This is a genomic window from Agrococcus jejuensis (assembly GCF_007679035.1).
GTDB classification, from domain to species: domain Bacteria; phylum Actinomycetota; class Actinomycetes; order Actinomycetales; family Microbacteriaceae; genus Agrococcus; species Agrococcus jejuensis_A.
In genome coordinates, this window is sequence record NZ_VEFR01000004.1 from 1 (window position 1) to 19,382 (window position 19,382).

A 19,382-nucleotide genomic window follows, 5' to 3' on the forward strand; every position below is an offset into this window, starting at 1 on the left:
ATGGGACTCGGAGACAAGATCTCGAACAAGGCCGAGGAGCTGGGCGGCAAGGCCAAGGAGGCCGTCGGCAACGCGACCGACAACGACCGCCTCGCCGCCGAGGGCCAGAAGGAGCAGGCAGCCGCCAAGGCCAAGCAGGCCGGCGAGCACGTCAAGGACGCCGCCAAGGACGTCTTCGGCGACAAGCAGTAACGACCCGCACACGGTCGCCAGCCACGGCCGCGACGCGAGCCTCCGGGCCGCGTCGCGGCCGTCGCTCTTCCGGCGTCGTCCACGCTCGACGCCCCGATCACCTCTCGTGAAGGAGTCATCATGAGCCGCTACACCCGTCGCTCGAGCTCGAGCGGACGACGCATCCCGATGCGCCTGATCGCCGCCGCCGTCGGCGCCGTGCTCGTGATCGGCAACGGCCTGCTCGTGCTCGGGCCCGTGCTCGGGCTCGTCGGCGCCGCCACCTCCTTCGGCCCCGTCTTCCAGGTGCCCGTCGGTCAGATCGCCATCGCGATCATCGTGGGCTTCCTCGTCGCGATCGGCTGCGTGGTCCTCGCGGGGATCTCGCGACCGCGAGGGATGTCGTGGACCTTCGTGGTGGCCGCATGGGTCGCGTCGCTCATCGGATCGATCTGGCCGATCGTCGTCACCGCGAACGCGGCGGTCGACCGAGCAGGCGACGTCATCCCGTTCATCACCGAGCTCATCCGCAGCGTCGGCTGAGCCATCCGCATCGACAGAGAAGGCAGCCCATCATGCGCAACACCATCCTGATCGTCGGAGGCGTCGCCCTCGTCGGCTTCGTCCTCGGCACCCGTGCCAACCGCCCGACCATCAAGGCCCGAGAGTCGGTGCGCCACCAGCTCGTGCGGCTCTGGAACGACCCCAAGGCCCGCAAGCGTCGCGAGCGCAAGGCGAAGAAGCTGCGCAAGGACGCCGAGCGCACCGGCAAGCACCTCGCCAAGGCGGCCAAGCGCCGCGCCAAGGATCTCGCGCGATGAGCGACGAGACCCAGCACCCCGACCGCAGCACCCACGAGGAGGACGCCATGAGCGACCAGGACACCCGAACCACCGCCCAGGACGTGCTCGATCGCGGTCGCGCCGCCGTCGAGCGCGGCGTCCGTGATGCCCGCGACGCCGTCGACGAGGTGCGTGACTCCTCGTCGTTCGGCGACGCCGCCCGTTCGGCGGGTCGCCGCATCCGTCGCCTCCGCGACGAGCAGCCGCTCGCCTTCGGCATCGGCGTCGCGGTCTCCGCGCTCGTGCTCGCCGGGCTCGTCGCCCGCGCGCAGCGCTGACCTGCGCCATCACGACCCCGCCCTCGACGCCGCGTCGAGGGCGGGGTCGTCTGCGTGCGCCAGACGCAGACTTCGCGCCCGACGTCAACCGCCGTCGGGCTCGCGCACCCGCGCCGCATACTTGCCTTCCCCGAAGGCGGCGACGCGTCGCCGCGGGGCTCGACGAGGAGGACCAGTGGCCACGACCGCCCGCAGCACCCTGACCCTCGGCATGGCCGTCATCACCGCACTCACCCTCACGGGCTGCGCCGGGTTCGGCGGCGGCGGAGGCAGCGGCGACGCCGACGACGACACCCTCACGTTCACCACCTGGGCGAGCGAGTCCGAGCAGGCGGCGTTCGAGGATCTCGTGGCCCAGTTCGAGCAGGAGTCGGGTGCGACCGTCGAGCTCAACGTCGTACCGTACGAGCAGATGTTCACGAACATCGACGCGCAGCTCGGCTCCGGCGACGCTCCCGACATCTTCCGCGTCGACTACGGCAACCTGGGCGTCTACTCGAGCCAGGAGCAGCTGCTCGACCTCTCGTCGTACTTCTCCGACGAGGAGGTCGACGCGTTCACGCCCGCCATGTGGGAGGCGGTCTCGTTCGACGGCGTCCCCTACGGCGTGCCGCACCAGACCGACGTCTCGGCGCTGCTGGTGAACCTCGACATGCTCGCCGCCGCAGGCATCGACACGTCGACGCTGCCGACGACGCAGGACGACGCGTGGACGTGGGACGAGTTCGCCGAGGTCGCGACGCAGCTGCGCGCATCCATGCCGGCCGAGCAGTACCCGTTCGTCGTGAACTGGCAGCAGGGCGGCGTGCTGCGCTGGCTCTCGTGGCTCTTCCAGGCGGGAGGCTCGCTCATGGACGAGGACGGCACCCCGCAGATCGACTCGCCCGAGGGTGCGGCGGCGCTCGACTTCACGCGCTCGTTCTACGACCAGCAGTGGGTGCCGCCGGCGTCGACGCCCACGGGCACCGTCTACGCCGACTCCCTCTTCTCGGAGCAGACGACGGCCATGGCGTTCGTCGGGTCGTTCCTCGTGCCCGACCTCGACTACTTCAACGAGTTCGAGTGGACGGCGCTGCCCATGCCGCGCGACGAGCGCGGCGCGACCGACCTCGGCGGCAACGCCCTGGTCGCGACCGCCGACGCCGCCGACCCCGACCTCGCCGCGGAGTTCCTGCGCTTCATGGCCTCCGAGGACGCCATGTCGTCGTTCTGCGGCGCCACGAACGAGCTGCCCACGCTCACGGCGCTCGAGGGCGACGCCGTCGAGTTCGCCATCCGACCCGACCTCATGCCCGTCTTCGTCGACCAGGCGACGACGATCGAGCCGCAGGACGTGGCACAGCTCACGTCGCCCGCGATCGCCGAGATCGGCGTCGCGATGAGCACCGAGCTCGAGGCGGCGTTCGTGCAGGGGCAGTCGACCGAGGACACGCTCGCGAACCTCGACGCCGCCATCTCGGAGGCGACGGGCTCGTGACGACGGCCGCCGTGCGCGACGGTCGACGAGGCGGCACGCCGCCTGCCCGGCCGCGCGCCGGCGCGCGCAGAGCGCGACGGCGCGAGGGGCTGGTCGGCTGGGCCTTCCTCGCCCCGAACCTCGTGCTCATGATCGGCTTCCTCTTCGTGCCGATCGTGGTCGCGGTGCAGCTGTCGCTCCAGGAGACTCGCGGCTTCGGCGACCCCGAGTGGGTGGGCCTCGAGAACTACCGGACGATGGTCGAGGATCCCGACTTCTGGCGCAGCCTCGCGAACACGGTGCTGTTCACGGCCGTCACCGTGCCGATCGAGCTCGCCGCCGGCCTCGGCCTCGCCGTGCTGCTCAACTCCGCGCTGCCGGCGCGCGGGCTGCTGCGCACGCTGCTCGTGCTGCCGATGGTCGTGTCGGGCGTCGCCTCGGCGATGATCGCCGTCATCCTCTTCTACGAGTCGAACGGGCTCGTGAACAAGGTGCTCGAGGCGGTGGGCCTGAGCCGCGTCGCCTGGCAGTCCGAGGGCGCGCCCGCGATGCTCTCGGTGATCCTCGTCGCCATCTGGCTGCGGCTCGGCTTCAACATGGTCATCTACCTCGCGGGCCTGCAGTCGATCGAGCCCGAGCTCTACGAGGCGGCGCGCATCGACGGCGCCTCGAAGTGGCAGCAGCTGCGGCTCATCACCGTGCCGCTGCTCGGCCCGTCGACCTTCTTCCTGCTGATCATGAACGTCATCGCGTCGTTCCAGGTGTTCGACGTCATCTTCGTCATGACCGGGGGAGGGCCCTCGGGGGCGACGAGCGTGCTCGTCACCTACGCGTACCGCAACGGCTTCCAGATCCGGGAGCAGGGCTACGGCGCCGCGCTCGGCATCGTCATCCTGCTCATCACCCTCGTGTTCACGTTCGTGCAGTGGCGCACGAGCCGCACCCGCGACCTCGCCGGCTAGGAGGCATCGTGACCGCTCCCGCGCATCAGCTGCCCGCCCAGGCGGCGACCGTCGCCGCGCCCCAGCGGCCCCGCCGCCGCTCGCGCGGGACCGAGTCGCGTCGCGGCATCGTGTGGCGCACGATCGTCGCCGTGGTCGTCACCGCGATCGTCGTCTTCCCGCTCTACTGGATGCTCGTCGTGGCGTTCTCGCCGCGCGGCGAGATCTTCGAGCCGGGGCTGCGCCTGTGGCCGTCGACCTTCACGCTCGAGAACTTCGAGAAGATCTTCGACCGCTACCCGGTGCTCGGCTGGTTCGGCAACTCGCTCGTCATCGGCGTCTTCGTGATGGTGCTGACGACGGCGCTCAACCTGCTCGCCGGCTACGCGTTCGCCCGGCTCCGCTTCCGCGGCCGCACCGGCATCTTCCTGCTGACGCTGTCGACGATGATGATCCCGGTGCAGGCGATCATGGTCGCCCAGTTCCGCCTCGTCGTCGACATCGGCGTCTACGGCACGTACTGGGGCGTGATCCTGCCCGGCGCCGCGGCCGCCTTCGGCATCTTCCTGGCGCGGCAGTTCTTCCTCTCGATCCCCGACGAGCTCGTCGAGGCCGCTCGGCTCGACGGTGCCGGCCATCTGCGCATCTTCCTGCAGATCGTGCTGCCGCTGTCGCGGCCGCTCATCGCCGTGCTGCTGCTGCTCACGTTCCTCGGATCGTGGAACGACTTCGCGTGGCCGCTCATCGCCCTCAAGGAGAACGACCTGTTCACGCTGCCGGTGGGCCTGCTCTACCTCAAGGGCCAGACGACGCCCGACTACAACGCGATCATGGCGATGGCGCTCGTGTCGGTGCTGCCGATGGTGCTGCTGTTCCTCTTCTTCCAGCGCTACTTCGTGCAGGGATTCGCTCGCAGCGGCATCCGCTAGCCGCCGGGCGGCGGCTCGAGCCCGAGTCGCCGCAGCTCGTGCTCGACGAGCGTGACGAGGCCGTCGGGGCCGAGGATGCCGTCGATGGTCGCGAGGTGCTCGTCGCCGCCGGCGTCGAGGGCGCGCTGCATCGTGAGCACGACGTCCTCGATGGCTCGCACGCAGCCGAAGCGGGCGATGCGCTGCTCGTCGACGACCGCGTCACGCCCGTAGCCGTCGCGGAAGCGTCGCCGATGCTGCTCGCCGATGGGCTTCGAGAACAGCACGCCCAGCTCGACGAGCATGAGGTCGACCTCGCGCGGCGCGACGGCGGCCTCGTCGAAGTCGATGAGCCAGGGGCGCCCGTGGCGATCGACGACGACGTTGCCGAGGTGCGGGTCGCCGTGCAGCGTGACGCGCGACGTGGGCGTCCGCGATCGCTTGAGCGCGCGCTCGGCGCGCGCGAGGTGGTCCAGCCGGTCGCGAGCCTCGGCCCAGCGCGCTCGCACCGCCGCCGTCGAGGCGTCGTCGTCGGCTGCCGCGAGCCGCGCGTCGAGATCGGCCAGCAGCGCGCGCGGCGCGCGCGCGAACCGGCGGATGCCGCGCCTGGGCACCGACGCTCGCTGCGGCGGCAGGTGGTCGTGCACCGATCGCAGGGTGCGGCCGAGCCGCTCCCAGTCGACGTCGTCGATGGCGACGTCGACGGCGTCGATGCCCTCGACCCACGCGCTCACGACGATGCCGACGCCCGCGACCTCCGCGCCGACGCGACCGTCGCGCGTCCGCAGCGGCGGCACGATGCCCTCCGCGCCGTCGAGCGCGAGCGACGATGCCACGTGCAGGCCGAACGCGACGTCGCGCACGGTGACCTTGACGCTCCACCGTCGCCCGTCGTCGTCGGTCGCCGCCCACACGACCGCCTCGCCATCCCAGCCGCCGGCGATCGGCTCGAGGGATGCGACCGCGATGCCGTACTCGTCGGCGAGCACGCGCGCGATCCGCGCCGCGTCGAGGTCGTGCGGCGTCGCCGCGTCAGGAGCGGGCGCGGCGGGCTCGGACGGCATGGACGCGAGCGTAGTCGGCGACCTATCCCTTCTCGGCGCCCTCCGTCGTCGACATGATGCGGCGCTGGAAGATGAAGAACACGATCGCGACCGGGATCGTCATGAGCACCGCCGCCGCGAGCTTCAGCGGGAACTGGCTGCCCGATCCCAGCTGGCCGGAGACGAGCGATGCGACGCCGGTCGTGAGCGTGTTGAGCTCGGGGCTCTGGCGCGAGACGACGAAGTGCGCGAACTCGTTCCACGACCCCTGGAACGACAGGATCGTGAGCGTCACGAGCGCGGGGGCCGCCATCGGCAGCGTGACCGACCAGAAGGTGCGGAAGACGCCGGCGCCGTCGATGCGCGCCGCCTCCTCGATCGACACGGGGATCGAGTCGAAGAACTGCTTCATGATGAAGATGCCCGCCGCATCCGCCAGCAGCGGGATGATCATGCCCGCGTACGAGTCGTAGAGCGAGAGCTCCTTGAGCACGAGGAAGCGCGGCACCATGAGCACGACGGTCGGCACCGCCATGACGCCGATGAACAGGCCGAACACCCACGAGCGGCCGCGGAACCGCAGCCGCGAGAGCGCGTAGCCCGCGAGCGAGTCGAAGAAGACGCGGCCCAGGGTGACGCAGAGGGTGACGATGACCGAGTTGACGCCCCACAGTCCGATGTCCGTGCCCGTGAAGAGACGCTCGTAGGCGGCGAACGTCGGCGTCTCGGGGATGAGCGACAGCGGCTGCGCCACCGCCTCGCCGTCGGTCTTGAACGACGACGCGACCGAGATGAGGAACGGGTAGAGGTAGGCGACGGCGAGCAGGATGAGCACGACGTAGCCTGCGACGAGGCCTGCGGTGATGCGCTGCTTCATCCGCCCACTCCCTTCTGGGTGGGCCCGGCTCTCAGCCGGGCCGTGCCCTGCGCGACGCCGCCGTCGGCGCTCGCGATCGTGCGCGGCCTGCGCCGCCAGAACGGCTTCGCGGGCTCGTCGCGGTCCCGCAGCACGAACCGCTGCAGCAGCGAGAACGCGATGATGATGAGGAAGAGCACGAAGGCGATCGCGGCGGCGATGCCTGGCTCGTTCTCGGTGAAGGCCTGGTCGTAGGCCATGTAGGCAGGGCTCGTGAGGGTCGCCGCCGCGGGCGTGCCGCGCGTGAGGTACACCTGGTCGAACACCTGCCACGTGCCGATGAGACCGAGGGTCAGCACGGTGAAGAGCACGGGCCGCAGCATCGGCAGCGTCACGCCGAAGAACGCCTGGCGGGGGCTCGCGCCGTCCATGATCGCCGCCTCGCCGATCTCGGCGCCCACCGACTGCAGCCCCGCGAGGAACAGCAGCATGAAGGTGCCCGACGTCGTGAAGACGGCCATCACGATGAGCACGAGCTGCGCGACCGACGGGCCGGCCGCCCACTCCCATGCGCTCTGGCCGAGGAAGCCGGGCTCGCCCCATCCACCGGGCTGCCCGCCGCCGAGCGCGCCCACGAGCACGTGCACGACGCCGCGCGGGTCGGCCATCCAGTTGGGGCCGTCGACCTGCAGCCACGCGAGCACGGCGTTGACGGCGCCGGATGCCTGGAAGAGGAAGAGGAAGACGCCCGTGATGGCGATCGACGACGTGACCGACGGGAAGTAGAACGCGGTGCGGAAGAAGCCCTTCGCCTTCAGGAGCCGTCGATTGACCTGCACCGCGAGGAACAGCGACAGCGCCGTCTGCAGCGGCACGACGAGCAGCACGTAGAAGAGGTTGTTGCGCAGCGCGCGGCCGAAGAGGTCGCGGGTGAGCCGGTCGTCGGTCGTGATCGCCTGGTAGTTCTCGAGGCCGACGACGTCGACCCGGTCGTTGAACAGGGGCGAGTTGCGGCCGTTCCAGTCGGTGAACGACACGAAGAGGGCCAGCAGGATCGGCGCGATGAGGAAGACGCCGACGATCACGAGGGCGGGCGCGACGAACAGCCAGCCGGCCGCCGTCTCCCCGCCGCGCGTGCTCCCGCGACGTCGCACCCGCGCCGTCGCGGGAGCACGCGTTGCCATCAGGTCACTCCACCTCGGAATAGGCGTCCTCGAGCTGCCCCTGCAGCGTCGTGAGGATCGCCTGCGGATCGGCCGTCGCGAGCGTCGGCACCACCGTGTTGAACTCGCCGACCACCTCGGAGGCGCCGGGGAACGCGACGGGGCTCACCGCGTAGTCGGCGCCGGCCACGAAGGCCGCGTTCTCGGGGTAGGTCTCCGCGTACGTCGCCGCAGCGGTCTCCGTCGACGGGATGACGCCGAACGCGTCGGCGAACGCGAGCTGCTGCTCGTCGCTCGTGAGGAACTCGACGAGGCTCGCCGCATCGTCGGCCGTGTCGGCGCCCTCGGGGATGCCCCAGCAGTTCGAGAACGTGTAGGTGCCCTGGCCGCCGGGGCCCGCGGGCAGCTCGGCGATCTGGTAGCTCACGTCGGGGAAGTCGTTCTCGAGCGCGCCCGCGATCCACGGACCCTCGATGACCATCGCCGCCTGCTGGTTGCCGAACGCCTCGCCGCCCCAGCCGGCGCCGAGGTCGGCGGGCCATGCGAGCGAGCCTGCCGAGAGCAGGCCCTGCAGGTAGGTGAGCGCCTCGACGTTCTCGGGGCTGTCGGCCGTCACCTCGTCGCCGTCCATGAGGCCGCCGCCCGCCTGCTCCATGAAGACGCCGACGCGCGCGTACTCGGCGCCCATCGACAGGCCGACGGTGTCGCCGGTCGTGAGGGTCTGGGCCACGGTGGCGAGCGAGTCCCAGTCGGTGGGGATGTCGGCGTCGGTCAGGCCGGCAGCCGCCCACAGGTCGGTGTTGATGACGAGGCCGAGGGTCGAGAAGTCCTTCGGGTCGCAGACGAGCTCGCCGTCGTACGAGAACGTGTCGGCGAGGGCGGGGTAGAAGTCGCCCGCGTTGTCGAGACCCGCTGCGTACGGCTCGAGGTAGTCGTCGGCCGCGTAGGTCTGGAACTGGTCCCACGACATGTAGAAGAGGTCCGGCGGGATGTCGCCGGCGAAGCCCTGCGCGAGCTCCTGACCCAGGTCGGAGGCCACGACGACCTCGACCGCGACGCCCGACTCCTCGGTCCACGCGTCGACGGCCGCCTGCACGGCGTTCGTCTCGGCGTCGCCCGACGTGCCGATGAGCACCTGCAGCGGCTCGTCGCCGCCGCCTCCGCTGCCGCCGCCCGAGCAGCCTGCGAGCGCGAGCGCTCCGATGCCTGCGATCGAGGCGATCTGCAGGGCGCGTCCTTGCCTCCTGCGATGCGTCATGATGCATCCTTCCCGTCGGCCGCGGCCGACTGCTGTGCCGGGAGTCCCCAGCGTGGGTTCGCGCGCCGGTGCAGGCGCGGGGTCACGAGACGGTGGGCGGGCTCGCCGTGCAGCAGCTCGAGCACGGCTGCCGCGACGGCGCCCAGGTTCTGATCGATGCTCGAGAAGCCGAGCCCTGCGGCGACGCCCGTGTCGTCGAAGCCGACGACGGGCACGGATGCGTCGGCCCGCGAGAGGGCGCCGATCGCGCCGAGCGCGAGGGTGTCGGAGGCGCACACGATGCTCGTGGCGCCCGCGGCGAGCAGCTCGGCGGCAGCAGCCTGCGCCTGCGCGGGGTCGTCCTCGACCGCGCGGTCGAGGTCCGCCGGCAGCCCGGCGTCGGCCATCGCGTCGCGCCAGCCGCCGCGGCGCTCGTCGCCCGCGCCCGACCCGTCGGGCCAGCCGAGGAAGGCGACGCGCTCGCCCGTGGCGAGGCACGCGTCGGTCGCCTCGCGCGTGCCCGCGCGGCCGTCGACGTCGACCCACGAGTGCGGGGCGGACCCGTCGTCCCAGGGGCGGCCGAACGCGACGAACGGGATGCCCGCCTCGGCGAGCGCGTCGATGCGGCGGTCGCGGTGGTCGGTCGAGGTGAGCACGAACGCGTCGGCGAGGCTGCGCTGCGACAGCGAGCGGATCTGGGCGACCTCGGCGTCGGCGTCGTCGGCCGTGAACACGAGCACGTGCCGATCGAGGCCGGCGGCCTGCTCGGTGACGGCGTGCAGGAAGCGGTCGAGCAGCACGCCGTGGATGCCGTCGTCGTGCCGCTCGAGGCGGATGCCGATCGTGCGGGCCGACGAGGTGCGCAGGCGACGGGCGTGCAGGTTGGGGGCGTAGCCGAGCTCGTCGACGGCGGCCATGACGCGCTGGAGCGTCGCGGGGTGCACGATGCGCGGGGTGTTGATGGCGTTCGACACGGTCTGACGCGAGACGCCGGCCTTCGCGGCCACGTCGGCGAGCGTCGCGCTCATGCCGCACCTCCTCGTGCCTCGCTCCCGAGCCGACCTGGCTCGAGTTCGATCGATCCATTTGATCGTTCCAACGAACGTAGCGTACGGTGGCGGAGCACGCCAGCCCCACCAACTCCGGAGGTCGACGGTGACCGACAGCGCGCACGGCAGGCAGCCGCTGCTGCACGAGGAGCTCGTCGTGCTCCACGCCCCGACGCAGGTCTGGTCGTCGCCGACCGGCGACGTGGGCGGCATGCCCATCCACGGCGTCTTCCACGCCGACGCGCGCGTGATCGACGAGCTGCGCGTCGAGGTCGGCGGCGAGGTGCCCGAGCCGATCGGTGCCTCGTCGACCGCCTCCGAGGCGCGCTTCGTCGCCGTGGCGAGGAACGTCGACGACCGCACGCCCGACCCTCGCGTGCGCGTGGAGCGGCGCCGCGTCGTCGGCGCCGGCACGGTCGTCGAGCACGTCGCGATCGTCAACGCGCTCGACGACGCGGTCGACACGACCGTGACCTACGTCGTCGGGCTCGACGCGAGCGACCTGCAGTCGGTGAAGTCGGGCGTGCCCACGGGCGTCGAGCCGACGATCGTCGAGCGGTCGGGTGCCGTCGTCGCGACCCACGCCTCCCGCTCGCTCGAGCTCGACGCCTCGGGCGCCGACGTCGCGGTGCTCGGTCGTCGCGTCGCCCTGACGTGGCCCGTGCACGTGCCGGCGCACGGACGCGCCGAGGTGGCGCTGCGCCTGCGCGTCTCGGACGACGGCCAGGTCGTCGCACCCTACGGCGGCGATGCCGTGCTGCGCCGCGTGCCCGCGACGGGCGACGCCCGCATCGACCGGTGGGCCGACCTCGCGCTCGCCGACCTCGACGCGCTCGTCATGACGCGTCCCGGATACGGCGACGAGCCGTTCCTCGCCGCGGGTGCGCCCTGGTTCCTCACGCTCTTCGGCCGCGACACCCTGATCGCCGCGCGACTGCTGCTGCCGGTGGACGCGGGCCTCGCGCTCGGCACGCTGCGCACGCTCGCACGCCTGCAGGGCGCCGCGGTCGATCCGGGCTCGGCCGAGCAGCCCGGCAAGATCCTGCACGAGATCCGCGACGGCGTGTTCACGATGCCCGGCGAGGGCATCGCGCTGCCGCCCGTCTACTACGGCACGGTCGACGCGACGCCGCTGTGGGTCGTGCTGCTGGGCCGCGCGCTCGCCGCCGGCGCCGTCGGCCTCGCGGACGTGCGCGAGCTGCGCAGCACGCTCGAGGGTGCGCTCGCCTGGATGCGCGACTTCGGCGACCCGACGGGCACGGGCTTCCTGCACTACCGCGACGAGCTCGGCACGGGACTCGCGAACCAGGGCTGGAAGGACTCGGGCGACTCGATCCGCTTCCACGACGGCTCCATCGCCGAGGGGCCCATCGCGCTGGCCGAGGTGCAGGCGCAGGCCTACGAGGCCGCCATCGTGGGGGCCGAGCTGCTCGATGCGCTCGACGGCGACGGCGCCGGGGATGCCTGGCGCGTCTGGGCTGCGGACATGGCGGTGCGCTTCCGCGATCGGTTCTGGGTCGAGCGCGACGGGCGCCGCTTCCTGGCGATCGCGCTCGACGGCGCCGGGCGGCCGGTCGACTCCCGCACGTCGAACATGGGGCAGTGCATCGGCACGGGCATCCTGTCGGCCGACGAGGAGGCGCTGCTCGCGGCGCAGCTCGTGGCCGACGACCTGGCCTCGCGATGGGGCCTGCGCACGATGGCGACCGACGAGGGCGGCTTCTGGCCGCTGTCGTACCACTGCGGGTCGGTGTGGCCGCACGACACGGGCGTGGTCGTCGAGGGGATGCTGCGGGCCGGGCTCCGGGCGGAGGCCGCTGCGCTGTCCGCGCGCCTGCTCGATGCGGCCGAGGCGTTCTCGTGGCGCATGCCCGAGCTCTTCTCGGGCGACGACCTGCCCTCGCCGATCGCCTATCCGGCATCCTGCCGCCCGCAGGCGTGGAGCGCGGCGGCGGTCGTGGCGGTGGCGCAGGCGCTCGGCTCGTAGCGACGGGACAGTCCACCACCGGCCGGTGGGGAGCCGCCCCGTGGGCTCAGACCTCGATCGTGCCCTCGATCGCCACCGTGCACGCGCCGCCGACCCACACGGCGCCCTCGGCGTCCGTCGCGATGGCGATCTCGCCCGCCCGCTGCAGCCTGGCGCCCTGCGAGACCGTGTACGGAGCCGTCGCGATGCCCGAGCCCGTGAGCCACTGCGCGGCGCTCGCGTTCATCGAGCCGCAGACCGGATCCTCCGCGACGCCGATCGCGGGCGCGAACGCGCGCAGCTCGAACGCGTGCGGCGACCCCGGTGAATACGCGCCGATCGCGCCCACCATGGCGTCGGGGATGCGCGACAGGTCGGGCTCGAGCGCCAGCACCTCGTCGGCCGACGCGAGCCGAACGATGCACCAGCCGGGTCCGTTGTCGATCCACTGGTGGTCGACGATCGCGGCGCGCTCGATGCCGAACGCGGCGGCGATCGCATCCACCTCGTCCTCGTCGATCGCACCCGACCGCACGGTCGGCGGCGCCTCGAACGACAGGATGCCGCCCGACCTGCGGATGCGCACGAGGCCGGCGCCGCACTCCTGCACGACGTCGTCGCCAGCGGGCTCGCCACCGGCGCGCAGCCACGCGGCGGCCGAGCCGAGCGTCGGATGGCCCGCGAACGGCAGCTCGCCGCCCGGCGTGAAGATGCGGAGGCGGTAGTCGGCACCGGCTCGCGTCGGCGGCAGCACGAACGTCGTCTCCGACAGGTTCGTCCATCGCGCGATGCGCAGCATGTCGTCGTCGCCGATGCCGTCGGCGTCGAGCACGACGGCGACGGGATTGCCGAGGAACGGCGTCGACGAGAACACGTCGACCTGGGCGAAGCGATGCTGCGGCATCCGGCCAGCGTAGGTGGCCGCGGGCGGTCCGCGGCCGTGACGCTGGCACGAGGTGACGCTGAGCACCCTTCGAGGCTCGCTGCGCTCGCCCCTCGGGGAGCGGGTGGGAGGGCCCCACGGGGGAGTGCGGGTCTCAGGAGACGACGAGGGCCGCACCCCGAACGGGATGCGGCCCTCGTCGAGCGGACGGCCTCAGGCCTTCGCGTCGTCCTTCGCGTCGTCGGACGCGCCGTCCGTCGCCTCGAGGTCGACGGCCGCCTGCGACGCCGCGAACTCGGGGGTGTCGAACACCTCGCCCGCGATGGGGTCCTGGAGCAGTCGGTCCTCGTCGAGCGACGCGACGCCGTCGGCGTCGAGGTCGACGGCCTCCGACGGCACGGAGTGCAGCGCGATGAGCACCTCGCCCGAGTCGGTGGCCGACGGCGACGGCTGCGAGTGCCCGAGCCCCGCGAACGTCGACGACACCTCGCGGCGGCGACCGAACAGGCCGCGGCGCCCGCTGCCGGCAGCCGCGGCGGCCTCCGCCATGGCCTCGGGCGTCATCTCCGTCGCCGAGGCGACGCGAGCGCGCACGTAGCGCGGCGTCGAGGCGACCTCGAAGTGGAACGCCCGCAGCAGCGAGACGCACGCGAGCACCATGATGATCGAGAACGGCACGGCCGTCGCGATCGATGCGGTCTGCAACGCGGTGAGCGCCTCCGAGCCGCCGACGACGAGCAGCACGCCAGCGGCGGTCGCGGCGATCGCGACCCACAGCAGGCGCGTGAGGCGCGGCGTCACCGTCGCGCCACCGGTCGCGAGGATGTCCACGACGAGCGCACCCGAGTCGGCCGAGGTCACGAAGAAGAACACGATGATGAGGATCGCGAGCACGCTCGTGACCTCCGCGAACGGGAACGTCGCGAGCAGGTGGAACAGCGACGTGTTCGTGTCCACGGCGCCGTCGACGAGCATGTCGCCCTCCGTCAGCTGTCGCAGGATCGCCGAGTCGCCGAAGATCGAGAACCACAGGATGCCGATGATCGTCGGTGCCAGCAGGACGCCGAACACGAACTGCCGGATGGTGCGGCCGCGCGAGATGCGCGCGATGAACATGCCCACGAACGGGGCCCAGCTCATCCACCAGCCCCAGTAGAAGATCGTCCAGCCGCCGGCCCAGCCGTCGTTCGCGAGCGGCCACGTCTCGAGCGACAGGCTCGGCAGCGCTGCGATGTACGAGCCCGTGTTGGCGACCATCGACTGCAGGATCACGAGGGTCGGGCCGAGCAGCAGCACGAAGATCGCGAGCAGCGCCGCGAGCGACATGTTGATGTTCGACAGCCACTTGAGGCCCTTGTCGAGGCCCGAGATCACCGAGAACGCCGCGAGGGCGGAGACGCCGGCGATGAGCGCGATCGCGAGCTGCGAGTTCGCCTCGAACCAGCCGAGGAACTCGAAGCCGGCCATGATCTGCTGCACGCCGAGGCCCAGCGACGTCGCGACGCCGAACATCGTGCCGACGATGGCGACCACGTCGATCGCGTGGCCCATCCAGCCCTCGACGCGCTGGCGGCCGAGCATGGGCTCGAGCAGCCAGCGGATCGACAGCGGGCGACCGCGACGGAAGGTCATGTAGGCGAGGCCGAGGCCGACGACGACGTAGATCGCCCAGGCGTGCAGGCCCCAGTGGTACAGCGTGAGGTCCATCGCGAGGCGGCCGGCGGCATCCGTGCCGCCCTCGACGCCCGCGTTCTCGGGCGGCGTCGTCATGTGCGAGAGCGGCTCGGCGACCGAGTAGAAGACGAGGCCGATGCCCATGCCCGCCGAGAAGAGCATCGTGAACCACGAGAGCGTCGAGAACTCCGGCTCCTCGTCGTCGCGGCCGAGCCTGATGCTGCCGATGCGCGACAGGCCGACGTAGAGCGCGAACAGCACGAAGCCGGTCGCGGCGAGGATGTACCACCAGCCGACGCCGTTCGTGATGGCGGTGTTCAGCACGGTGAAGGCGTCGCCACCCGTGCTCGAGTAGACGATCGCGAAGATCGTGAGGCCCGCGATGAGGATGATCGCGGGGATGAAGACCGGCTTCGACAGCTGGCGCCACACCTCCTTGGGCGACCAGTCGAGGGCGAGCTGCGAGACCTGACGATCTGCCATCTGGCGGGTTCCTCCTGCGTGACGATGCATGGCGCGTTCCGGGACGTCTGGGCGCGCCGAACGGCACCGGCCCAACGTTCCACGGTACCGAAGCGCCCGCGGCGTCGCAGGTGCGCGCATGGAACCTGCTACGGATCCGCGATGGATGCAGGACTCCTGCGAGCGCAGCGCGCAGACGCAGGAACGACGAGCGTCGATCGCGGTCGCGCACGGGCTCGGCCGGCAGCGAACGCACCCTGCCGCGGCTGCCGCATCCGCGGAAGGATGGGTGCCGACGATTCGACACGAGGAGCGAGCGATGGCGCAGCAAGTCCAGTACACCGAGTTCGGCGAGCCCGAGGTCCTGCACCTCGTCGACGTGCCCCAGCCGACCGCGGGCGACGGCGAGGTCGTCGTGGCGGTGCGCGCCGCGGGCGTGAACCCGCTCGACTCGAAGCTGCGCTCGGGTGCGCGGGCGTCGGGCGAGATCACGACGCCGCGCGTGCCCGGCGGGGATGCCGCCGGCGAGATCGTGGAGGTGGGAGGCGGCGTCGAGGACTGGGCCGTCGGCGATCGCGTGGTGGTGCAGAACGCGAAGGGCGCGTACGCCACCCACACCGTCGCGACCCCGCAGCAGCTGCACGCGCTGCCCGACGCCGTCACGTTCGAGCAGGGCGCGGCGATGGGCATCCCCGCCTCGACGGCCTACCAGGGCCTCGTCGAGCTCGAGGTGCGCGCCGGGGAGACGCTGCTGATCCACGCCGGCTCCGGCGCCGTCGGTCAGGCGGCGATCCAGCTGGGCGTGCTGCAGGGCGCGACGGTGATCGCGACCGGCAGCGAGCCCAACCACGACCGCATCCGCGCGCTCGGCGCGACGCCCGTGACCTACGGTGCGGGGCTGCTCGACCGCGTGCGCGAGGCGGCGCCCGGCGGCGTCGACGTGATCTACGACTGCGTCGGCACCGAGGACTCCATGGCCGTCTCGGCGCAGCTCGTGGCCGACCCGCACCGCATCGGCACGATCGTGTGGAGCGACGCTGCCGCTGCGCTCGGGGTGCAGGGATGGATGGGCGGCAAGCCCGAGCCGCTCTCGGAGCGCACGATCCAGCTGCGCCACGAGGCGTACGAGGTCGTGCTGGGCCGCATGGCGTCGGGCTCGTTCGAGGTCGAGGTCGCGAAGGCGCTGCCGCTGTCGGAGGCGGCCGAGGCGCAGCGCCTCAACGTGGCGAACGCGGTGCGGGGCAAGATCCTGCTGGTGCCGTAGGGGACCGCTCGCCGCGGCGATCGGGGCCGCCTCCCACCAGCTGGTCGAGGAGGCCCCGCCCTTCGAGACGGCTGCTCGCTGCGCTCGCGGCCTCCTCAGGAACCGCGCAGCGAGGAGCCGTCACGAGACCACGTGACGTGCCCGCTCCGCGCGACCGGGCGCGTGCGTGGCCAGGAGCGGCCGTTGCGTGGTCTCGTGACGCGTGCTCGCTGCGCGAGCGCGCTCCTCGACCAGCTGATGGGTGATCGTCCCCTTGAGCGCCCTCCGGCGGGCCGCTGAGCGGAGACCACCGAGGCTGACGGCTCAGCCGTCGATCGCCTCGCGGATCGCCTGCGCCAGCATCGACTCGACGACGGTGCCGAGCTGCACGACCGCCTCGTCGTCCATCGACGGGTCGTCCAGGAACGCCGCGAGCACGATGGCGTCGGTGCGCTGGATCGCGCCGACGAGATCGGCGCGCCGCGCAGGCGTCAGCTCGACGCCGTGGCGCGGCGCGAGCACGGCGACGAGCTCGCGCGCGGATGCGGCGACCGCCAGCGCGCGGTCGGCGCGCGCATCCGGCAGCAGCCACTGCCACGCCCGCACGGGCTGGTACGCCGGGATGGTGCGATGCATGCGCACGTACGTGTCGACGAGCGCGCGCACGTCGGCGGCCAGGCTGCCGTGCGACAGCAGCGCGGAGTCGACGAGCGCGTCGCGCATGCGCAGCACGTTGCGCTCGTAGAGCGTGCGGATGAGCGCCTCGCGGTCCTCGAAGTAGCGGTAGACCGTGCCGACCGAGACGCGGGCACGCGCGGCGACGTCGGTCGTGGTGAGCCGCTCGATGCCGCGCTCGCCGATGATGGCGGCCGCCGCGTCGAGCAGACGGTGCGCGGTGTCGGTCGCCTGACCCGGCGTCGGGTCCATGCGCATGGTGGCGGAGTCGAGCTCGATGGGTCCGGTGTCCATGCCGACCTCCTGCGTCCGTGCGGTACGCGAGCATAACCGGCCAGAAGGCTCGATGGTCGAAGGAACCTCACTGGATCGATCGAGGATCCGGATGGTCGTCCGGCCCCGTGATCCCGCTGGATTCCTGCCGTCGACGGTCGACGCTTCGCGGGATCAGGAGGCGTCTGGCTCAGTCGCCGTCGACCCCGCCGTCGACCCCGCCCGCGTCGCCGGCCTCGGCGCTCGTCGGCTCCGGTGCGTCGGCCGCGAGCCACTCGGCATCCGCCGCGCCGCCGTCGCCGAGCCCCGCGCTCGCGAGCGCGCGCTCGATCGCGTCCGCGAGCGGATCCTCGCCCGGCTCCGATGGCGTGCCGAACGGCAGTGCTTCCTGGCCCATGCCTCCACGGTACGCGGGCCGGACGCTCGCATGCCAGTGGTGGCAGGATCGAAGGGCATCGGTTCCGCAGACGAGACGGAGCGTCCGCTCGTGGACCTCGACAACATGGCGAACGCGGCGCTCGCGTTCGGCGGCGTCGCCGTCGTCATCGCCATCGGCTACCTCGTGCGTCGCCTCGAGGTCGTCGGCCCCGAGGCGGAGCGCATCCTCAGCCGCCTCACGCTGCTCGTGGGCATGCCGGGCCTCACGTTCGTGGTGCTCGCCCGCGCCGACCCGACGGTGCTGCTGTCGTCGTACTCGCTCGCGATGATCGCGCCGATCGTGCTCACGATCGTCGTCACCGTCGGCGCGCTGCTGACGCAGGCGCGCGTGCGCCGCTCGCCCACGGCCCTCGCGGTGCTCGGCATCTCGACCGGCTTCACGAACTCCGGCAACATCGGGATCCCGCTCGCCACGTCGATCCTCGGCACCACGTCGTTCCTCGCGCCGAGCATCCTGCTGCAGGTGCTCGTGCTCGCACCCGTCGCGATGGGCATCGCGACCGCGGCCGCGCACGAGGGCGGCCCGCAGCCGTGGTGGCGGCGCGTGCTGCGGCCGTTCGCGACGCCCGTCGTGCCCGCCGCGCTGCTCGGTGGCGTCGTCATGCTGACGGGCGTCGAGCTGCCGGATGCGGTGCTCATGCCCGCCGACCTGCTCGCGGATGCGTCGATCCCCATGCTGCTGCTGGCGTTCGGCATGTCGCTGCGTGGCGCGCGACCGCTCGATCCCCTGCGCCGCGAGCCGGCGATCGTGCTGATCCCGCTCGTCGCGAAGCTCGTGCTGCTGCCGGTGGCGACGCTCGGGTTCGGGCTGCTGCTCGGCTTCGGCGGGCTCGAGCTGCTGGCGCTCGTCGTGATCGCCTGCCTGCCCTCGGCGCAGAACATGTACGCGATCGCGTCGTCGTACACGTCGTTCGGCGCGGTCGTGCGCACGGTGGTGCTCACGACGACCGTGCTCGCGTGCCCGTTCGCGGTGCTTGCGGCAGGGCTGCTGGGCTGACGCCCAGCGGCTCAACCCAGCAGCGACAGCCCAGCGCCGATCGCGAAGCCGAGCACGGTCGCGAGCCCCGCCCAGTCCTTCGCCTTCTCGCGGGCCTCCGGCACCATCGCGTCGATGAGCATCACGAGCAGCGCGCCGGCGGCGAAGCCGTCGATGCCGGCCTTCACCTCGGGGCTCGCGGCATCGGCGGCCAGGGTGCCGCCGAGCGTGGCGGCCATGCAGGCGACCGCGACCGCCGACCACAGCAGCAGCACGTGCGCCCGTGACGAGCCCGCCCGCAGCATGTCGGCCGACGAGCCGATCGCCTCCGGCAGGTTCGACACGACGATCGCGACGACGAGCGCGGCGCTCACGCCGTCGCCGGCTGCGATGCCGATGCCGAGCACGGCCTGCTCCGGCACGCCGTCGAGCAGCGAGCCGACGGCGAGCGGCAGCCCTGCGGCGCCGCCGCGGCCTCGCGCGCCGATGCGCCGCACGAGCCGATCCGCACCGAAGAACGCGACGGCGCCGAGCGCGAGGCCGATGGCGACGGGGATGGCGCCTCCCACCGACAGCCCCTCCTCGGCGAGCTCGAACGCGATGCTCGCGATGAGCGCTCCCGCCCCGAACGCGAGCACGGACCCCAGCACGACGTCGCTCCAGCGCCGCAGCACCGCGAGCGCGGCGCCGACGAGCAGCGACGCGGCAGCGACGCCGCCCCACAGCAGGCTCTCGAGCATGCGCACGCTCCCTTCGTCGCCGACGAGCATGCTCCCGTCGGCGGATCGCGGCAACGGGGCGCGCGACGCCGCCCGCATCCGCGCGCTCGTAGGCTGGATGCGCGCAGG

Annotated in this window: 20 protein-coding genes; 10 read left to right on the top strand and 10 right to left on the bottom strand. The window is 72.2% G+C overall.

Going from position 1 to position 19,382, the window contains the following annotated elements; translation table 11 throughout:
• From FS793_RS12360 to FS793_RS12385, 7 genes are all read left to right on the top strand, one after another.
• Positions 1-192 (top strand): CsbD family protein (locus tag FS793_RS12360; RefSeq protein WP_144720826.1); only part of this gene is annotated, 192 nt, incomplete at its 5' end.
• 120 nt (positions 193-312) lie between these two features.
• Entirely contained in the window at positions 313-714 is a 402-nt protein-coding gene (locus tag FS793_RS16275) for a hypothetical protein (RefSeq protein ID WP_186329495.1), read from the top strand.
• 32 nt (positions 715-746) lie between these two features.
• Positions 747-992 carry a hypothetical protein gene (locus tag FS793_RS12370; RefSeq protein WP_144720827.1) on the top strand — a complete coding sequence of 82 codons (246 nt, stop codon included), beginning with the start codon at positions 747-749 and terminating at the stop codon, positions 990-992.
• Positions 989-1,291, top strand: coding sequence for an EI24 domain-containing protein (locus FS793_RS16280; RefSeq protein WP_186329496.1), 303 nt, complete (start codon positions 989-991; stop codon positions 1,289-1,291). Before FS793_RS12370 ends, FS793_RS16280 begins: the two co-directional genes overlap by 4 nt.
• Positions 1,292-1,466: 175 nt before the next feature.
• Entirely contained in the window at positions 1,467-2,768 is a 1,302-nt protein-coding gene (locus FS793_RS12375) for an ABC transporter substrate-binding protein (protein WP_186329497.1), read from the top strand.
• Entirely contained in the window at positions 2,765-3,709 is a 945-nt protein-coding gene (locus FS793_RS12380) for a carbohydrate ABC transporter permease (RefSeq protein WP_260980155.1), read from the top strand. The genes FS793_RS12375 and FS793_RS12380 overlap by 4 nt, the downstream gene beginning before the upstream one ends.
• A gap of 8 nt (positions 3,710-3,717) precedes the next feature.
• Entirely contained in the window at positions 3,718-4,617 is a 900-nt protein-coding gene (locus tag FS793_RS12385) for a carbohydrate ABC transporter permease (protein ID WP_260980156.1), read from the top strand.
• Here the strand turns inward: FS793_RS12385 and FS793_RS12390 are convergent.
• The 5 genes from FS793_RS12390 to FS793_RS12410 are packed head-to-tail and all read right to left on the bottom strand — an operon-like array spanning position 4,614 to position 9,923.
• Positions 4,614-5,660, bottom strand: coding sequence for a phosphotransferase enzyme family protein (locus tag FS793_RS12390; protein ID WP_144720829.1), 1,047 nt, complete (start codon positions 5,658-5,660; stop codon positions 4,614-4,616). The two genes, FS793_RS12385 and FS793_RS12390, sit on opposite strands and share 4 nt — an antisense overlap.
• Before the next feature lie 22 nt (positions 5,661-5,682).
• Positions 5,683-6,516, bottom strand: a complete 834-nt coding sequence (locus FS793_RS12395; protein ID WP_144720830.1) for a carbohydrate ABC transporter permease — start codon at positions 6,514-6,516, stop codon at positions 5,683-5,685.
• A complete protein-coding gene (locus tag FS793_RS12400; protein ID WP_144720831.1) occupies positions 6,513-7,679 on the bottom strand; it encodes a carbohydrate ABC transporter permease in 1,167 nt (388 codons plus the stop codon). Before FS793_RS12400 ends, FS793_RS12395 begins: the two co-directional genes overlap by 4 nt.
• A 4-nt stretch (positions 7,680-7,683) precedes the next feature.
• The gene (locus FS793_RS12405) at positions 7,684-8,916 is read right to left on the bottom strand and encodes a sugar ABC transporter substrate-binding protein (protein ID WP_144720832.1); all 1,233 of its coding nucleotides are present in this window, start codon (positions 8,914-8,916) and stop codon (positions 7,684-7,686) included.
• Positions 8,913-9,923, bottom strand: coding sequence for a LacI family DNA-binding transcriptional regulator (locus FS793_RS12410; protein ID WP_186329498.1), 1,011 nt, complete (start codon positions 9,921-9,923; stop codon positions 8,913-8,915). The genes FS793_RS12405 and FS793_RS12410 overlap by 4 nt, the downstream gene beginning before the upstream one ends.
• Positions 9,924-10,050: 127 nt before the next feature.
• On the opposite strand from FS793_RS12410, the gene FS793_RS12415 reads away from it, so the two are divergent.
• Positions 10,051-11,931 (top strand): glycogen debranching N-terminal domain-containing protein, encoded by a 1,881-nt coding sequence (locus tag FS793_RS12415; RefSeq protein WP_260980157.1) that lies wholly within the window; start codon positions 10,051-10,053, stop codon positions 11,929-11,931.
• 46 nt (positions 11,932-11,977) lie between these two features.
• Here FS793_RS12415 and FS793_RS12420 read toward each other — a convergent pair whose 3' ends face one another.
• Together FS793_RS12420 and FS793_RS12425 are read right to left on the bottom strand one after the other, a co-directional pair.
• A complete protein-coding gene (locus FS793_RS12420; protein ID WP_144720835.1) occupies positions 11,978-12,814 on the bottom strand; it encodes a PhzF family phenazine biosynthesis protein in 837 nt (278 codons plus the stop codon).
• A gap of 192 nt (positions 12,815-13,006) precedes the next feature.
• Positions 13,007-14,950 carry a BCCT family transporter gene (locus FS793_RS12425; protein ID WP_144720836.1) on the bottom strand — a complete coding sequence of 648 codons (1,944 nt, stop codon included), beginning with the start codon at positions 14,948-14,950 and terminating at the stop codon, positions 13,007-13,009.
• A gap of 298 nt (positions 14,951-15,248) precedes the next feature.
• Between FS793_RS12425 and FS793_RS12430 the strand changes: the two genes are divergently transcribed.
• Positions 15,249-16,193 carry a quinone oxidoreductase family protein gene (locus FS793_RS12430; RefSeq protein ID WP_144720837.1) on the top strand — a complete coding sequence of 315 codons (945 nt, stop codon included), beginning with the start codon at positions 15,249-15,251 and terminating at the stop codon, positions 16,191-16,193.
• Positions 16,194-16,496: 303 nt separating this feature from the next.
• On the opposite strand, the gene FS793_RS12435 is transcribed toward FS793_RS12430, so the two are convergent.
• Positions 16,497-17,141, bottom strand: a complete 645-nt coding sequence (locus FS793_RS12435; protein WP_144720838.1) for a TetR/AcrR family transcriptional regulator — start codon at positions 17,139-17,141, stop codon at positions 16,497-16,499.
• A 169-nt stretch (positions 17,142-17,310) separates the two neighbouring features.
• Entirely contained in the window at positions 17,311-17,517 is a 207-nt protein-coding gene (locus FS793_RS12440) for a hypothetical protein (protein ID WP_144720839.1), read from the bottom strand.
• A gap of 90 nt (positions 17,518-17,607) precedes the next feature.
• Between FS793_RS12440 and FS793_RS12445 the strand changes: the two genes are divergently transcribed.
• Positions 17,608-18,555: an AEC family transporter gene (locus FS793_RS12445; protein WP_186329499.1), complete on the top strand. Its 948-nt coding sequence runs from the start codon at positions 17,608-17,610 to the stop codon at positions 18,553-18,555.
• 11 nt (positions 18,556-18,566) lie between these two features.
• Here FS793_RS12445 and FS793_RS12450 read toward each other — a convergent pair whose 3' ends face one another.
• A complete protein-coding gene (locus FS793_RS12450; RefSeq protein WP_144721200.1) occupies positions 18,567-19,274 on the bottom strand; it encodes a ZIP family metal transporter in 708 nt (235 codons plus the stop codon).
• Between the last annotated feature and the right edge of the window lie 108 nt (positions 19,275-19,382).

Coding starts and splice junctions, on each gene's coding strand:
- FS793_RS16280 (WP_186329496.1), top strand. CDS start 989: ATGAGCGACGAGACCCAGCACCCCGACCGCAGCACCCACGAGGAGGAC.
- FS793_RS12405 (WP_144720832.1), bottom strand. CDS start 8,916: ATGACGCATCGCAGGAGGCAAGGACGCGCCCTGCAGATCGCCTCGATC.
- FS793_RS12450 (WP_144721200.1), bottom strand. CDS start 19,274: ATGCTCGAGAGCCTGCTGTGGGGCGGCGTCGCTGCCGCGTCGCTGCTC.
- FS793_RS12390 (WP_144720829.1), bottom strand. CDS start 5,660: ATGCCGTCCGAGCCCGCCGCGCCCGCTCCTGACGCGGCGACGCCGCAC.
- FS793_RS12435 (WP_144720838.1), bottom strand. CDS start 17,141: ATGGACACCGGACCCATCGAGCTCGACTCCGCCACCATGCGCATGGAC.
- FS793_RS12430 (WP_144720837.1), top strand. CDS start 15,249: ATGGCGCAGCAAGTCCAGTACACCGAGTTCGGCGAGCCCGAGGTCCTG.
- FS793_RS12425 (WP_144720836.1), bottom strand. CDS start 14,950: ATGGCAGATCGTCAGGTCTCGCAGCTCGCCCTCGACTGGTCGCCCAAG.
- FS793_RS12400 (WP_144720831.1), bottom strand. CDS start 7,679: ATGGCAACGCGTGCTCCCGCGACGGCGCGGGTGCGACGTCGCGGGAGC.
- FS793_RS12410 (WP_186329498.1), bottom strand. CDS start 9,923: ATGAGCGCGACGCTCGCCGACGTGGCCGCGAAGGCCGGCGTCTCGCGT.
- FS793_RS12440 (WP_144720839.1), bottom strand. CDS start 17,517: ATGGGCCAGGAAGCACTGCCGTTCGGCACGCCATCGGAGCCGGGCGAG.
- FS793_RS12370 (WP_144720827.1), top strand. CDS start 747: ATGCGCAACACCATCCTGATCGTCGGAGGCGTCGCCCTCGTCGGCTTC.
- FS793_RS12420 (WP_144720835.1), bottom strand. CDS start 12,814: ATGCCGCAGCATCGCTTCGCCCAGGTCGACGTGTTCTCGTCGACGCCG.
- FS793_RS16275 (WP_186329495.1), top strand. CDS start 313: ATGAGCCGCTACACCCGTCGCTCGAGCTCGAGCGGACGACGCATCCCG.
- FS793_RS12395 (WP_144720830.1), bottom strand. CDS start 6,516: ATGAAGCAGCGCATCACCGCAGGCCTCGTCGCAGGCTACGTCGTGCTC.